This window comes from Janthinobacterium sp. PC23-8 (genome assembly GCF_002250505.1).
GTDB lineage: Bacteria > Pseudomonadota > Gammaproteobacteria > Burkholderiales > Burkholderiaceae_D > Janthinobacterium.
On sequence record NZ_NJGY01000002.1, the window covers coordinates 14,203 to 29,099 of the forward strand.

Genomic DNA, 14,897 nt, shown 5'->3' on the forward strand with positions numbered 1-14,897 from the left:
AGGGCGCGTTAAGATGGCGTTTTGGACGTTACCGGAACAGCATGCCCATGAAGATAGATGACATCAGCGCCTTTGTCGCCGTCGTGCGTAACCAGTCCGTCAGCGCGGCGGCCGAGTCCCTGCGGCTGACGCAGTCGGCCATCACGCGCCGGCTGCAGAATTTCGAGCAGGACCTGGGCGTGGAACTGCTCGACCGCAGCGTCAAGCCGCCACGCCCGAACGCCACCGGCAAGCGGGTGTTCGAGCAGTGCGGCAAGGTGCTGCTGGAAGTGGACCGCTTGCGCGACCTGGTGCAGGGCGACCAGGCGCCCACCGGCGTGTTTCGCCTCGGCGTGATCCAGACCGTGGGCGACATGGTGCTGCTCGACACCCTGCGGCGCCTGAACGCGGCCTTTCCCGGCCTGCACACGGAAGTCGCTTCCGGCTGGGGCGCCCAGCTGCTGGAACGGGTCGCCAATGCCGAGATCGACGCGGCCGTGGCCCTGTTCCCGGCCACCAAGGTGCTGCCCGAAGGCCTGGTCGGCCGCGCCCTGGGCCGGCTGGAACTGGTGGTGGTGGCAAAAAAAGGCAGCATGCCGCGCCGCAACTACAAGCTGCGCGAGCTGTATGACGTGGGCTGGGTGCTCAACCCCGACGGCTGCGGTTTCCGCGCCGGCCTGGCGCGTACCCTGGCCCAACAGGGGCTGTCGTTCAAGCTCAACCTGGAAACCTTCGGCGCCGATCTGCAACTGGGCCTGGTGGCCAACGGCGCCGGTCTCGGCCTGATGCCGCTGCCCATCCTTGAACGCAGCCGCCACCTGGGGCAGCTCGATATCATCAACGTCAGCGACTTCAAGCCGCAGCTCGATATCTGGCTGATCCAGGCGCAGCTGCCCGGGCCGGTGCAGCATGCGATCGATTTTGTGGCACAGGAGGTGGCGCTGGCGTTTGCGGGGCCGGCGGCGGTGCAGCGGGCGAGGGCGGTCTAGGCAACCTGGCTGGCTTGCAAGATTATTCTTAAAAATCATATATCAATAGAATAAACAATTAGTTTCATCATAATCATTGGCTCCCTATACTGAATTCTTCGCTGCCCGATTACCCCGGCGGCCATTTCAGAACAGGGAAGCCAGATGTCAGTTTCTACCTCCGCCAGCAGTCTCCCGCAGCAAGCGCCGCTTGCGGCCAGCCGCAAGCGTCCCTTTTTTTCCGCCGTCCTTGAACGCGCCATCAGCCCGCTGATCCTCCTGGGGGCCTGGGAAATCGCCGCCCGCACCGGCGTGCTGCCCGAGCGCGTGCTGGCCGCGCCGTCGCAGATCCTCGCCACCATGGGCGAGCTGATCGTCTCGGGCGAAATCGGCAGCAATGTGATCGTTTCGCTGCGTCGCGTGCTGATCGGCCTGGCCGTCTCGCTGTCGCTGGGCACGGCGCTGGCCCTGATCGCCGGCCTGTCGCGGCGCGGCGAGGTGGCGGTCGATTCTCCCATGCAGATGGCGCGCACCTTGCCGTTCCTGGGCCTGGTGCCGTTGTTCATCCTGTGGTTCGGCATCGGCGAATTGACCAAGATCGCGCTGATCGCCTTTGCCACCACCTTCCCGATGTACCTGACCCTGTACAGCGGCATCCGCGGCATCGACTCGAAACTGGTCGAAGCGGCGCGCCTGTTCGGCCTGTCGTATCCGCAGCTGATCGTGCACGTGATACTGCCTGGCGCCTTGCCATCGTTCCTGGTCGGCCTGCGCTATTCGCTGGGCGTGAGCTGGCTGTCGCTGGTGGCCGTCGAGCAGATCAACGCCACGGCGGGCCTGGGATACCTGATCAACAACGCCCGCGACTTCATGCGCACCGACATCATCGTTGTCTGCCTGCTGGTCTACAGCTTGCTGGGTCTGGCCACCGATTTCCTGGTGCGCGCCATCGAACACCATGCGCTGGCCTGGCGCCCGACTTTTATCAAGGATTGATCATGTCCACAATCGAATTGGACCGTCCCCGCGCCACCACCGCCGTGCAGCGCGCCGCACACGAGGCGCACACCGCCAGCGCCGCCGTGCGCGCGCGCCAGGTCAGCAAGCGCTTTGGCGCCAACGTCATCCTCGACCGGCTGGACCTCGATATCCGCCCCGGCGAATTCGTCGCGCTGCTGGGGCGCAGCGGCTCGGGCAAGACCACCTTGCTGCGCGCCCTGGCAGGCCTCGACGTCATCAGCTCCGGCACATTGAACGTGCCACCAGCGCGCGCTGCCGTCTTCCAGGAGCCGCGCCTGATGCCGTGGAAGCGCGCCTGGCGCAATGTGACCCTGGGCCTGGACATTGCCCAGCCGCGTGAGCGGGCAAAACTGGCCTTGCAGGAAGTGGGCCTGGCGCACCGCGAAAACGCCTGGCCGGCCACCTTGTCGGGCGGCGAAGCGCAGCGCGTGGCGCTGGCCCGCGCCCTGGTGCGGGAGCCGCAACTGCTGCTGCTCGACGAGCCGTTCGCCGCGCTCGATGCATTGACGCGCATCCGCATGCACCAGCTGATCCTGGACCTGTGGCGCCAGCACAAGCCATCGGTGCTGCTGGTCACGCACGACGTCGATGAAGCGGTGCTGCTGGCCGACCGCGTGCTGGTGCTGGACCAGGGCCGCATCGCCGCCGATATCGCGATTGCCCATCCACGGCCGCGCAGTGCGCAGCAGCCGCAGTTCCAGCAGGTGCGCGCCCGGCTGCTTGCCTTGCTGGGCGTGGAACTCGAATCGCTGGAACTGCCAGCGCCTGTCGTCGAAGTGCCGGCTGTGGCGCCCCTCGCCAGTCCCTTTAACTTCAGTAATTTTTCGGTGTAACCATGTCCTCCTCCCTCCTGCACCTGCCGACTTCCTCAACCCGCTACCAGCATCAGCTGGACAGCCCGCAATTTGCCTCGTTGCTGCTTGATCTGACGGCCCAATTTGCCACCAGCGCCGCCCGCCACGACCGCGAAGCGAGTTTTCCGCACGAAAATTTCGAACGCCTGCACGAGCTGGGCCTGCTGGCGCTGACCGTGCCGCGCGCCCTCGGTGGCCTGGGCGCCAATCTGGAGCAGACGGCGAGGGTGGTGGCGGCCGTGGCGCGCGGCGAGCCGTCGACGGCGCTGGTGCTGACCATGCAATACCTGCACCACGCGTCGAACCAGCACGCCACGCGCTGGCCGCGTCATTTGCTGGACCGCGTGGCGAGGGAAGCGGTGGCAGAGGGCGCCCTGATCAACGCGCTGCGCGTGGAGCCGGAGCTTGGCACGCCGGCGCGTGGCGGCCTGCCCGCCACCACGGCGCGCCGTACGCCTGATGGCTGGCGCATCAGCGGGCGCAAGGTGTATTCGACGGGCGTGCCGCGTCTGACCTGGCTGTCCGTCTGGGCGCGCAGCGACGACGACCTGCCTTTGCTTGGCAACTGGCTGGTGCGCAAGGATTCGCCCGGCATCACCATCGTCGAGACCTGGGACCACCTGGGCATGCGCGCCACCGGCAGCCATGACGTGATCTTTGACGATGTGCTGGTGCCGCTCGACCATGCGGTCGATGTGGCGCCGGCTGGGGCCGCGCAAGAACCCGATGCCGGGCTGCTGACCTGGATGGCGGTGCTGTTATCGAGTATCTACGACGCCGTGGCGCGTTCGGCGCGCGACTGGCTGGCCCAGTGGCTGCAGGACCGCGTGCCGGCCAACCTGGGCGCGCCGCTGGCCAGCCTGCCGCGCTTCCAGGAAGCGCTGGGCCTGATCGACACCTGGCTGTTTTCCAACGCCACCCTGATGGCCTCCGCCGCCGCAGGGCGCATCGCACCAGACGACAGTTTCCGCATCAAATACCTGGTTACCAACCAGGCGATACAGGTGGTGGAAAAAGCCATCGAATTGAGCGGCAATCCGGGCCTGTCGAACGCCAACCCCTTGCAGCGCCATTACCGCGACGTGCTGTGCAGCCGTATCCACACGCCGCAGAACGACACCATTTTGATCAACAGCGGGCGCGCCGCGTTCGCTGCAATTGCCCCATCTCTCCAACCCGCCACCACTACCATGAAGGAAGCAAAATGAGCATCGAATTCATCGGCTTCAGTGCCACCCAGGAAGTGTCCGAAACCGTGCTCGGTACCGGTCCTGTCGTCAACAAGGCTTTTCTCGGCGCCGTCGCCCGGGCTCACGAATACGCCGGTTTCGACCGCGTGCTGGTGGCCCACAGCAGCGCTTCCGTCGACGGCTTCCAGGTCGCCTCGTATATCGCCTCGCAAACGGAAAAACTCGGCATTTTGCTGGCGCACCGCCCCGGGTTTGTCGCGCCGACCCTGGCCGCGCGCCAGCTGGCCACCCTCGACCAGTTCAGCGATGGCCGCCTGGCCGTGCATATCATCAGCGGCGGCGACGACACCGAACAGCAGCGCGACGGCGACTTCCTGAACCACGACCAGCGCTATGCGCGCAGCGACGAATTCCTGGGCGTCGTCAAGCAGACCTGGAGCAGCAGCGGGCCGTTCGACCACGACGGTGCGCTCTACAAGGTCAAAGGCCAGAACGCCGGCGTGCGCCCGGTGGCGGGCAACCATCTGCCGATTTATTTCGGCGGCTCGTCCGAGGCGGCCATCGACGTGGCCGGCAAGCATGCCGACGTGTATGCGCTGTGGGGCGAATCGCTGGCGCAGGTCGAGGAAATCATCGGCAAGGTGCGCGCCGCTGCCGCCCGATACGGTCGCGCCGACAAGATCCGTTTCAGCCTGTCGCTGCGCCCCGTGCTGGCCGAGACCGAAGAACAGGCCTGGGCCAGGGCCGACGCCATTTTGGCCCGCGCCACTGCCAAGGTCCAGCACAATGCACATTTCAGCGGCCGCCCGCAGCAGCCCGTCAATGTCGGCTCGCAGCGCCTGCTGGCCACGGCCGCCAACGGCAAGGTGGTTGACGAACGCCTGTGGACGGGCATCGCCGCGCTGACCCGTGCGGCCGGCAATTCCACCGGCCTGGTGGGCACGCCGGAACAGGTGCGCGACGCGCTGTTGAAATACTGGGAGCTGGGCGTGACCACGTTTTTGATCCGTGGTTTCGATCCGATCCAGGATGCGCTGCAATACGGCCGCGAACTGATCCCCCTGGTGCGCGCGGCTGTTGCCGAACGTGAAGCGCAGCGCGACGCGACGCGCCTGGCCGCCTGACCCGGAGACGCAGATGAACGCATGGACCATCGCCAGCCAGTTCGACCCCAGGGTCAATGCGCTGCTGGCCGCACAAGCCGGCTTGCCGGTGCTGGACCTGGCGCCCGGTCCCTTGACCGCGCTGCCCGACGCCGACATCCTGTTCGTGCTGCCGGCGCCGCAAGGGCAGACGCTGCTGGCCACGCCCGCGCCACAGCACTGGCCTGCGCGCGTGCGCTGGGTGCAGCTGGCCTCGGCCGGCATCGACTACTACCCGCCCTGGCTGTTTCAGGGGCCGGTGGTGACGTCGGCGCGCGGCACGGCGTCGGACGCGATTGCCGAGTACGTGCTGGCGGCGGTCTTTTCCGCCACCAAGCGCATCCCCGAGATCTGGATGGGCGACGCCGGCCACTGGCGCAGAGTATCGCTTGGCCTGGTCCAGGGATCGACCCTGGGCCTGTTTGGCTTCGGCTCCATCGGCCAGGCGGTGGCGCGGCGCGCGCTGGCGCTGGGCGTCAAGGTGATCGCCTTGCGCCGCTCCGACGCGCCGTTTGAAGTGGCCGGCGTGGAGGCGGTGCCTGATCTGGCCAGCTTGCTGGCGCGCTCCGACCACCTGGTGCTGGCCGCGCCCTCGACACCGGCCACCCGTCACGTGATCGATGCGGCCGCGCTGGCGCACGCCAGGCCACATCTGCACCTGATCAATATCGCGCGCGGCAATCTGATCGATCACGCGGCGCTGCATGCGGCGCTCGACGCTGGCCAACTGGCGCTGGCTACCCTGGACGTGACGGAGCCCGAACCGCTGCCGCCCGGCCACGCCTTTTACACGCACCCGAAAGTGCGGCTGTCACCCCATATTTCGCCCAACACCGACGCCATCTTGCCGGCCCTGATCGATAAATTTTTGCACAACCTGCGCCATTTCCGCGCCGGCACGCCACTTGCCGACGTGGTCGACACGGCGCGCGGCTATTGACGCCACTGAAGAAACCACTGAACAAGGAACCGCCATGAGCAGCACCGCCCCTTTGTACTCCGCCCCCTTGTCGCGCCCGCATTTGCGCGCCGTGGGCGCCCCTGCGCCACGGCCCGCCATCTACGGCGCGCCGCGCGACGCCAGCGGCAATATCATCTTTGCCGAACCGCCGCCGCCACCGACCCTGGCCGCGCAGCGCCAGCACCGCAAGGAACGCCTGGCCGTATCGTTTCGCCTGTTTGCCCGCTATGGCTACGACATGGGCGGCGCCGGCCATATCACGGCGCGCGACCCGGAGTTTCCCGATCACTTCTGGGTCAATCCGGCCGGCGTGTATTTCGGCCATATCCGCGTCTCCGACCTGATCCTGGTCAGCCACGACGGCAAGGTGGTCGAAGGCGATGGCCTGCTCAACCGCGCCGCCTTTGCCATCCATTCCGAACTGCACAAGGCGCGCCCCGACGTCATCGCCGCCGCCCATTCGCACGGCTTGTACGGCAAGGCCTTTGCCGCCCAGGGCCGGCTGCTCGATCCGCTGACCCAGGATTCCTGCATGTTCTACGAAGACCATGCGATTTTCGAGGACTTCAGCGGCGTGGTGCTCGATACCAGCGAAGGCGAACGCATCGCCGCCACGCTCGGCCCACGCAAGGCCGTGATCCTGCAAAACCACGGCTTGCTGACGGTGGGCGCATCGGTGGAGTCGGCTGTGTGGCGCTATATCGCGTTTGAAAACGCGGCCCAGGCGCAGCTGTTGTCGGAAGCGGCCGGCCCCACCAGGCCGATACCGCAGGCGGTGGCGCGCCATACGGCCAGCCAGATCGGCTCCGACGCCGGTGGCTGGTTCAGCTTCCAGCCGCTGTGGGATGTGATCACGCGCGAAGAGCCTGATTTGTTCGATTGATTGAGGAGAGACCCATGAACAGCGCTACCTTGACCTTCGTACCACCGCTGCGCGCGCCGGTGAGTTCGGCCGCAACGCCGCTACCGTTTGTCGCCCGCTTGCCATCATCGCAAGCGGGTACGCCCGCCTGGCGCCGCTACCGGGGCGTGCTCATTTCCGGCTTGCTGCACGCCGGCGTGGCGCTGCTGGCCTGGAATCTGGCCGGCACGCATCGCGCGCCCAAGGCGGTGGCCAGCGTGGTGGAATTGATCCGCGTGGCGCCGCCGAAGGCCATCGCACCGCCGCCGCCGAAACCTGCCGAACCTCAGGTCAAACCGCTGTCGCTGGCGCCGCCCCGGCCAGTGGCAGCTGCCGTGCCGCAGCCGAAAACCGTCGATGCGCCGGCCGCCAGCGCCGAAACCCATACGGCGCCGGCGACACCGGCACCTGCGGCGGCTATCGGCCCGGTGACGCCGGTGGCGCCGGCCCCCGCACCGGTGGCGGCCAAACCTGCGCCAGCCGCGTCGAAAGTGGTCAGCACGGAAGGCATCCCCACCGACTACGTGAACCAGGTGTATGCCCGCATCAACCGCAATACCGACTATCCGCAGGCGGCCAGACAGCGCCGCCAGCAGGGCCGTGTGGGCTATGTATTGACGCTCGACCCGCAAGGGGCGCTGTTGAAAGTCGAGCTCCAGCCCTCGGGCGTGGAAGCGCTGGACGAGGCGGCAAGGCAGGCCATCGAACGGGCCGCGCCGTTCCCCAGATTGCCCGACCTGGGCGGCAGTACGTATCTGCTGGCCGGGAACATTGTCTTCAAATTGAATTGAATAATTGAACTGAACCCCTGGAGAACACCATGAACCCGACCACCATTTCCGCCCACCTGTCGCCGCTGGAACTGTTCCAGCAGGCCGACAGTATCGTCAAATCCATTATCGTGCTGCTGATCCTGGCCTCGCTGGTCAGCTGGGGCGTGATCGTCGACAAGCTGCTGCGCTTCAAGCGCCTGCAGCGCAGCGCCGCCGCGTTCACCGGCGCGCTGGCCGGCCAGTCCACCTTGCAGCGTCTGGCGCAGCAGCTGCGCGAGCAGCCGCATGATCCGTTTGCCCGGATCTACCAGTCCATTGCCGACGAGTGGCGGCACAGCCACCGTTTGCACCTGCACGCCGATGCGTCCGGCCGCGACAGTCTCAAGGAGCGCATCAACCGGGTCGGCCAGATCGCCGGCAGCGTCGAAGCCGAGCAGCTGCAAAAAGGCTTGTCGGTGCTGGCCACGGTGGGTTCGGTCGCGCCTTTCGTCGGCCTGTTCGGCACCGTGTGGGGCATCATGAACGCCTTCCAGGGCATTGCCGCCAGCAACAGCACCAGCCTGGCGGTGGTCGCCCCGGGCATTGCCGAAGCGCTGTTTGCCACCGCGCTCGGCCTGGTTGCGGCGATCCCCGCCGTCGTTGCCTACAACCGCGTGGCCGGCGACTTGAACAGCTATACGGGCCGCCTGGCCACGCTCACCGGCCTGGTGGAAGTGCAGCTGTCGCGCCAGCTCGAAGCGGGCGAGACGCAGATCGACGGCGTGGACGCGGCGCAGGCCGCGCCGGAACACGCGCATGCGGCGGCCAGGCTCGTGCCGCAGGGAGCCTGAGATGGGCGCCAAATTATCCGGCAGTGCGGCGCACAGGATAGTGCCCGTCAGCGACATCAACGTCACGCCGCTGGTGGACGTGATGCTGGTGCTGCTGATCGTGTTCATGGTGGCAGCGCCGATGATGGCCACCGGCGTCAAAGTCGACCTGCCGACCGCCAATACCCGGCCGTTGGAAGAGCCGAAGCTGCCCATCGTGGTCAGCATCGACGCCGCTGGCACCGTCTATGTGAATGAAAACGCGGCCAAGGCCGGTCCTGCCGATTTGCTGGCCCTGGTGCAGCAGGAATCGAAAGGCGACCATGAACGGCGCATCCATCTGCGGGCCGACCAGGCGCTTTCCTACGGCAAGGTGGTCGCCACCATGGGCGTGCTGAACGACGCCGGCTACGCCCGCATCGCCCTCGTTTCCGAAGCCGCCAAATAAGGAGCCCGCATGAACAGTACAACACAGACGCGCCGCCGTTTCCTGACAAGCTCCGCACTGGCGCTGGCCGCCGGCGGCATGGGCGCCTGGGTGCCGGCCCTGGCCGCGCCGCAGCTGGGCGGCACCCTGCTGCGCATCGGCACCTACAAGGGGGACGATTCCTATTATTACACTGAAGCGGGCGTGGAGAAAACGCCGTACAAGAGTGTGCTGGCCGAATTTGCCGCCGGTAACCTGATCGTTGAAGCGCTGGCGGCCGGCTCGCTCGACGTGGGCGGCATGAGCGAAATTCCGCCCATCTTTGCGGCCGCTTCCGGCGCGCCGATAAAGGTCATCGCCGTGCTGCGCGGCGACGTCAACAACCAGGTGGTGCTGGTGCCGAAAAATTCGCCCCTCACCGACGCGGCGCAGTTCAAGGGCAAGCGCATCGGCTATGCGCGTTCGACCACCTCGCATTACTTCCTGCTGCAGCTGCTCAGGGAAAAGGGCCTGAGTTTCAAGGATATCGAGCCGGTGGCACTGGCGCCGCAGGACGGTTTCGCGGCGTTCCAGAGCGGCCAGCTCGACGCCTGGGTGATCTTTGGCCTGGTGGTGGAACTGGCCAGGAGCCAGGGTGCGCGCGTGCTGCGCACGGCCGACGGTGTCTTGTCGGGCAATTACGTGATCAGCGCGTCAAGCAGGGCGATCGCCGATCCGCTCAAGCACGCAGCCATCGGCGACTACCTGCGGCGCGTCGCCAGGGTCTATCAGTGGATCAATGAGCACCCCGAGCAGTGGTCCGCCAAGAGCGCGCGCATCGCCGGCGTGCCGCCGCAGCTGTTCCTGAACCAGGTCAGGCAGCGCAGCGAGCCCTTCAAGCTGGTGGCGGTCGACGACGCCGCCATCGCCTCGCAGCAGCAGGTGGCCGATGTCTTCGCGCAAGCGGGCCTGCTGGCCAGGCGCATCGACGTGGCGCCGCTGTGGGATCGCAGTTTTGCCAGGTATCTGGCTTGAAAAAATAAACAATCAAACAAGGGAAATGCCATGCTTCACACTTACCAGCCGCTCCGCTACACCCCCCTGCACCTGGCGCTGTTGGCCTGCGGCGCCGTCACTTCCATGGCGCAGGCACAGAACAGCATCGGCCAGGTCCAGGACGTGGTGGTGACCACCGGCGTGCGCGGCGAGCAGCGCACGGTGGCCGACAGCCCCGCACCGATCGACGTGATCAATGGCGAACAACTGCTGCACACGGGCCGTGCCGAACTGAGCGAGGCGCTGGGGCGCCTGCTGCCTTCATTTAACTTCGGCACCAACCAGGCTGGCGTCAATTCGGTGGTGCGCCCCGTCAGCAACCGCGGCATGGGGCCGGCCTATACGCTGGTGCTGGTCAATGGCAAGCGGCGCCATAATGCGGCGCTCCTGACCAATGGCGGCGGCGACACCAGCGGCGTCAATCCGATCGACCTCGACACCATTCCACTATCGGCGATTGACCATATCGAAGTGCTCAAGGACAGCGCCGCCGCGCAATACGGTTCCGACGCGGTGGCCGGCGTGGTCAATGTGATCCTGAAGACGGGCGACCATGGCGGCTCGCTGGGCGCCACGGCCGGGCGCCTGAAGGAAGGGCAGGGCGACCGCAACAACTTCAAGCTCGAAGCCGATGCCGGCTTCAAGCTGGGCCAGGATGGCTTCGTGCATGTGGCGGCCAATGCGCGCCAGCGCGGCCAGTCGTGGAACAACTTCAAGTCGACCAATCTGGTGAACTATTCGCCGGCCAGCAATCCGAAGAACGCCAGCTGGGACCGCGAAGGGGCGCGCAATGGCGACCCCGGCATCGAAGCCTATAACCTCGCCTTCAATGCGGAGCTGCCGTATGGCGATCGTGGTTCCTCGGGGACGACTTTCTATGCCTTCGGCACGGCCGGCACGCGCAACACCATCGCCGGCAATAACTTCCGCCGCGCCAATGGCCTGGCCACCCTGGGCCAGCTGTTTCCGGACGGCTATTTTGCGCAAAACAACATGAGCGCCTACGACTACCAGTTGAACGCCGGCGCGCGCGGCAAGACGGCCGGCTGGAACTGGGACCTGAGCACGGGCTACGGCAAGAACCGCGCGCGCCAGTACAGCAATCTGACCAGCAATCCGTCGCTGGGCCCGACCTCGCCGACCAGCTTCGACAAGCTGGCCGTCTACCAGTTCGAGCAATGGACCAGCAACGAAGATGTGACGCGCGCCTTTGATATCGGCTGGGGCAAACCGCTGCAATGGTCGCTGGGCGCCGAGCAGCGCCTGGAGCGCTTTACCACCTATGCAGGCGACCCGCTCGGTTATGTCAACGGCGGCTATCTGTTCCGGCCCGGCGACCAGGAAGGCAATCCCAACGTGGGCAAACCGGCCGCCGTCGGCGCACAGGCGGGCGTGGCGCTGTCGCCGGCGGACGCCACCCGCGTCACGCGCACGGTGCTGGCGCTGTACAACGATATCGGTTTTTATCCGACCCCGGACTGGTTTGTCGACGTGGCCGTGCGCGGCGAGCACTATAACGACAGCGCCGGCAATACCCTGAGCGGCAAGCTCAATTCGCGCTACGACATCACGCCGCGCATCGCCGTGCGCGGCACCATCGGCACGGGTTTCCGCGCGCCGGCGCTCACGCAACTGGGCTATGCGCAGACCGACAACCGCACCAATATCAATCCGGTGACCGGCGAAGTGGCGCCCAGCCTGTCCAAGCTGCTGCGCAACGACTCCACGCTGGCGCGCCAGCTGGGCGCGAAAGACCTCGAGCCTGAAAAATCGAGCAACGTCGGCCTGGGCGTGGTCTTCAAGGCCAGCGACAACGCCAATATCACGCTTGACGCCTACCAGATCCGCATTGCCGACCGCATCGTGCGCACCGGCTACATGTTCGGTCCGGCGTTTGCGCCGCTGCTGCGCGCGTCGGGCCTGACGGGCAGCGAATGGGTGCAGTATTTCGCCAATGGCGTCGACACGCGCACGCGCGGCGCCGACCTGGTGGCGGACGTGACGTCCGACCATGGCGCGGCCGGCGTGGTGCGCTGGGGCGCGGCGCTGAACTGGAACCGCACGGCGCTGTTGAAGGTCAAGGCCACGCCGGCCGAAATCACCGCGCTGGGCGCCAACCCTGGCGGCACGCAGGTGTGGTACGGCTATGCGGCCGGCGGCGGCATCGGCGACCTGACTGCCGCGCCGCGCACCAAGCTGATACTGTCGGCGCGCTGGTTCGTTGGCGACTTCGACGTCAGCCTGCAAACCACGCGCTACGACAAATCGACCTGGCAAACTACGGCCAACCGCGCCCAGGATTACCGTTTTGGTGCCAAATGGCTGACCGACCTGGACGTGACGTACGCGCTGGGCAAGCACGCCAGACTGGTGCTGGGCGCGGCCAATCTGTTCAATGTCTTCCCGGACAAGAACGGCCCCGGCGACGCCAACACAGGATCGTCCGGCTTTGTCTACGGCCCCTCGCCGTTCGCCCCGACCGGCGCCTACTACTATGCGAAAGCCGCGTATGACTTTTGATCCCTGGCGCCGCCGCCTGCTGAGCGCACTGCCGGCTTGTGCCTTGCTGGCCGCCTGCGGCGAAAAAGTCCTGGCGCCGTCCTCCGGCCTGTCGAAGGTGACCCTGGTGCTGGGCGACCAGGTCAACCTGCTGCGTTCGAAAGCGGAAGCGGCCGGCGTGCTTGATGGCGCGCCATACAAGATCGAATGGGCCAGCTTCCAGGGCGCCGCGCCCCTGTTCGAGGCGGTGGTGTCGGGCGACGTCGATACCGCCATGGCGGCCGATACGCCGGCGCTGGCCGCTGCCGCCGGCGGCGCGAGGGTCAAGGTGGTGGCGGCCAGCGTGTCGTCGCCAAAGGCGGTGGCCATCCTGGTGCCACCGAATTCGCCGATCCTGTCGGTGGCCGATTTGAAAGGGCGCCCGGTGATCGTGTCGTCGGCGCGCGGCAGCGTGGCGCATTATTTGCTGTTTGGCGCGCTGCGCGAGGCCGGGCTGTCCATCGACGATGTCAAAACCGGCTTCATGCTGCCCGGTGACGCGGCGGTGGCGTTTGCCAGCGGCCAGATCGAGGCCTGGGCCACTTTCGGCACCTACCAGGCCAGTGCCGAACTGCGCGGCGCGCGCGTGCTGCGCGATGGCGTGGGCATCAATTCGGGCATCGGCGTGATCGCCGCCTCCGACGCGGCGCTGGCCAATGCCGGCAAGCGCGCCGCGCTGGCCGATGTATTGCAGCGCCTGGCCAGGTCGAACGTCTGGGCCAATGACCATCCGCTTGAATACGCCCGCGTGTTCGAGCGCATCACCAGGCTGCCGCCCGACGTGGTGAAGCTGGTGGTGGGCCGCGACCGTCCGCAGTTGCGCGCGCCGGACCAACGGATCGTCACGCAATTGCAGCAGGTGGCCGACGCCTTTTATGCGGCCAGGTTGTTTCCGCGCCGGGTCGACGCGCAGCAACTGGTCGACGCCAGCCTGTTTCGTCCCATTTAATCAATCAAGGAATCCATCATGAGCACCGCACAATTGAAACTCGGCTTTATCCTGCATGGCGTCGGCCCCGGCTGGGGCGACTGGCGCCATGCAGACGCGCATCCGGGCGCCAGCACCGATATCGACTTTTATATCCGCCAGGCGAAACTGGCTGAAAAGGGCAAGTTCGATTTCCTGTTTGTCGCCGACAGCGTGCATATCACGGAAAAATCGAGCCCCCATTATCTGAACCGCTTCGAGCCATTGACGATCCTGTCGGCGCTGGCCACCGTCACCAAAAACATCGGGCTGGTGGGCACCCTGACGGTCAGCTACAGCGAGCCCTATACGGTGGCGCGCCAGTTTGCCTCGTTAGACCACCTGAGCCATGGCCGCGCGGGCTGGAACGTGGTCACGTCCTGGCTGTCGGGCAGCGCGGAGAACTATGGCAAGCCGCAGCACCCGCCGCACGAGGTACGCTACCGCATCGCCGCCGAGCATTTGCAGACGGTGCAGGGCCTGTGGGACTCGTGGGAAGACGATGCGCTGACCCACGACAAGGCCAGCGGCCAGTTTTTCGACCCATCGAAGCTGCACGCCCTGAACCACCACGGCGAATTTTTCCAGGTGCGCGGCCCGCTCAATATCAGCCGCTCGCCGCAGGGCCAGCCGGTGATCTTCCAGGCCGGCGCCTCGGAAGAGGGGCGCAATTTCTCGGCCCGCCATGCCGAAGCGTTCTTTACGGAAGGCTCGACCTTTGAATCGTCGCTGGCCTATTACCTTGATATCAAGGCGCGCGCCGCCGCCTTTGGCCGCCCGGCGGCGCAGCTGGCCGTGCTGCCGGCCCTGCGCGCCATCGTCGGCGCCACCGAAGAAGAGGCGCAGCGTCTGTATCAGCAAGCCGTGGCCCTGGTGCGCATCGAAGACGCGCTGGTGGCGCTGGCGCGCTCGTTCAATGAACACGACTTGACGCAGTATGCGCTGGACGCACCGTTTCCCGATATCGCGCAGTACGGCGCGCAAAGCAATCGCAGCGCGTCCGAGCGCATCATCAGGACGGCAAAGGAAGAAAATTTGACGCTACGCCAGGCGGCACTGCGCCAGGCCAGCCCACGCCAGGAATTCGTCGGCACCGGCGTACAGGTGGCCGACGCCATCGAGCGCTGGTTCAAGGGCGGTGCAGCCGACGGTTTTATCCTGTTCGAGTCCTTGCCGTACCAGCTCGACGCCTTTGTCGAACACGTGGTGCCGGTGCTGCAGGAAAGGGGACTGCTGCGCCGCGAGTACACGCACGGCACCTTGCGCGGCAACCTGGGCTTGCCGGTGCCGGAAAACCGCAACACGGCCGCGCGCCGCCAGGCAGCATAAGCCG

Annotated in this window: 14 protein-coding genes; all 14 read left to right on the forward strand. The window is 66.4% G+C overall.

Annotation, left to right across the window (positions count from 1 at the left end; all coding sequences use genetic code 11):
• Nucleotides 1–47: 47 nt before the first annotated feature.
• The 14 genes from CD932_RS15200 to CD932_RS15265 all read left to right on the forward strand — a co-directional run bounded on the left by CD932_RS15200 (nt 48) and on the right by CD932_RS15265 (nt 14,893).
• Nucleotides 48–968 carry a LysR family transcriptional regulator gene (locus CD932_RS15200; protein WP_094443670.1) on the forward strand — a complete coding sequence of 307 codons (921 nt, stop codon included), beginning with the start codon at nt 48–50 and terminating at the stop codon, nt 966–968.
• Nucleotides 969–1,112: 144 nt separating this feature from the next.
• Entirely contained in the window at nt 1,113–1,943 is an 831-nt protein-coding gene (locus CD932_RS15205; protein WP_094443671.1) for an ABC transporter permease, read from the forward strand.
• Nucleotides 1,944–1,945: 2 nt separating this feature from the next.
• Nucleotides 1,946–2,800, forward strand: coding sequence for an ABC transporter ATP-binding protein (locus CD932_RS15210; RefSeq protein ID WP_094443672.1), 855 nt, complete (start codon nt 1,946–1,948; stop codon nt 2,798–2,800).
• 2 nt (nt 2,801–2,802) lie between these two features.
• The gene (locus CD932_RS15215) at nt 2,803–4,029 is read left to right on the forward strand and encodes an acyl-CoA dehydrogenase family protein (RefSeq protein WP_094443673.1); all 1,227 of its coding nucleotides are present in this window, start codon (nt 2,803–2,805) and stop codon (nt 4,027–4,029) included.
• Entirely contained in the window at nt 4,026–5,135 is a 1,110-nt protein-coding gene (locus tag CD932_RS15220; RefSeq protein ID WP_094443674.1) for an LLM class flavin-dependent oxidoreductase, read from the forward strand. The genes CD932_RS15215 and CD932_RS15220 overlap by 4 nt, the downstream gene beginning before the upstream one ends.
• A 13-nt stretch (nt 5,136–5,148) precedes the next feature.
• Entirely contained in the window at nt 5,149–6,093 is a 945-nt protein-coding gene (locus CD932_RS15225) for an NAD(P)-dependent oxidoreductase (RefSeq protein WP_094443675.1), read from the forward strand.
• A 34-nt stretch (nt 6,094–6,127) separates the two neighbouring features.
• Nucleotides 6,128–6,997: a class II aldolase/adducin family protein gene (locus CD932_RS15230; RefSeq protein ID WP_094443676.1), complete on the forward strand. Its 870-nt coding sequence runs from the start codon at nt 6,128–6,130 to the stop codon at nt 6,995–6,997.
• A 14-nt stretch (nt 6,998–7,011) separates the two neighbouring features.
• Entirely contained in the window at nt 7,012–7,806 is a 795-nt protein-coding gene (locus CD932_RS15235) for an energy transducer TonB (RefSeq protein WP_094443677.1), read from the forward strand.
• Nucleotides 7,807–7,835: 29 nt separating this feature from the next.
• Complete coding sequence (gene tolQ / locus CD932_RS15240) at nt 7,836–8,618, forward strand: protein TolQ (protein ID WP_094443678.1); 783 nt, start codon at nt 7,836–7,838, stop codon at nt 8,616–8,618.
• Nucleotide 8,619: 1 nt separating this feature from the next.
• Nucleotides 8,620–9,045, forward strand: a complete 426-nt coding sequence (locus CD932_RS15245; protein WP_094443679.1) for an ExbD/TolR family protein — start codon at nt 8,620–8,622, stop codon at nt 9,043–9,045.
• Between the two features lie 9 nt (nt 9,046–9,054).
• Nucleotides 9,055–10,038 carry an ABC transporter substrate-binding protein gene (locus CD932_RS15250; protein ID WP_094443680.1) on the forward strand — a complete coding sequence of 328 codons (984 nt, stop codon included), beginning with the start codon at nt 9,055–9,057 and terminating at the stop codon, nt 10,036–10,038.
• Between the two features lie 30 nt (nt 10,039–10,068).
• Nucleotides 10,069–12,579 (forward strand): TonB-dependent siderophore receptor, encoded by a 2,511-nt coding sequence (locus CD932_RS15255; RefSeq protein ID WP_094443681.1) that lies wholly within the window; start codon nt 10,069–10,071, stop codon nt 12,577–12,579.
• The gene (locus tag CD932_RS15260) at nt 12,569–13,546 is read left to right on the forward strand and encodes an ABC transporter substrate-binding protein (RefSeq protein WP_094443682.1); all 978 of its coding nucleotides are present in this window, start codon (nt 12,569–12,571) and stop codon (nt 13,544–13,546) included. The genes CD932_RS15255 and CD932_RS15260 overlap by 11 nt, the downstream gene beginning before the upstream one ends.
• Nucleotides 13,547–13,564: 18 nt before the next feature.
• On the forward strand, nt 13,565–14,893 hold the full coding sequence (locus tag CD932_RS15265) for an LLM class flavin-dependent oxidoreductase (protein ID WP_094443683.1): 1,329 nt from the start codon (nt 13,565–13,567) through the stop codon (nt 14,891–14,893).
• Nucleotides 14,894–14,897: the final 4 nt, after the last annotated feature.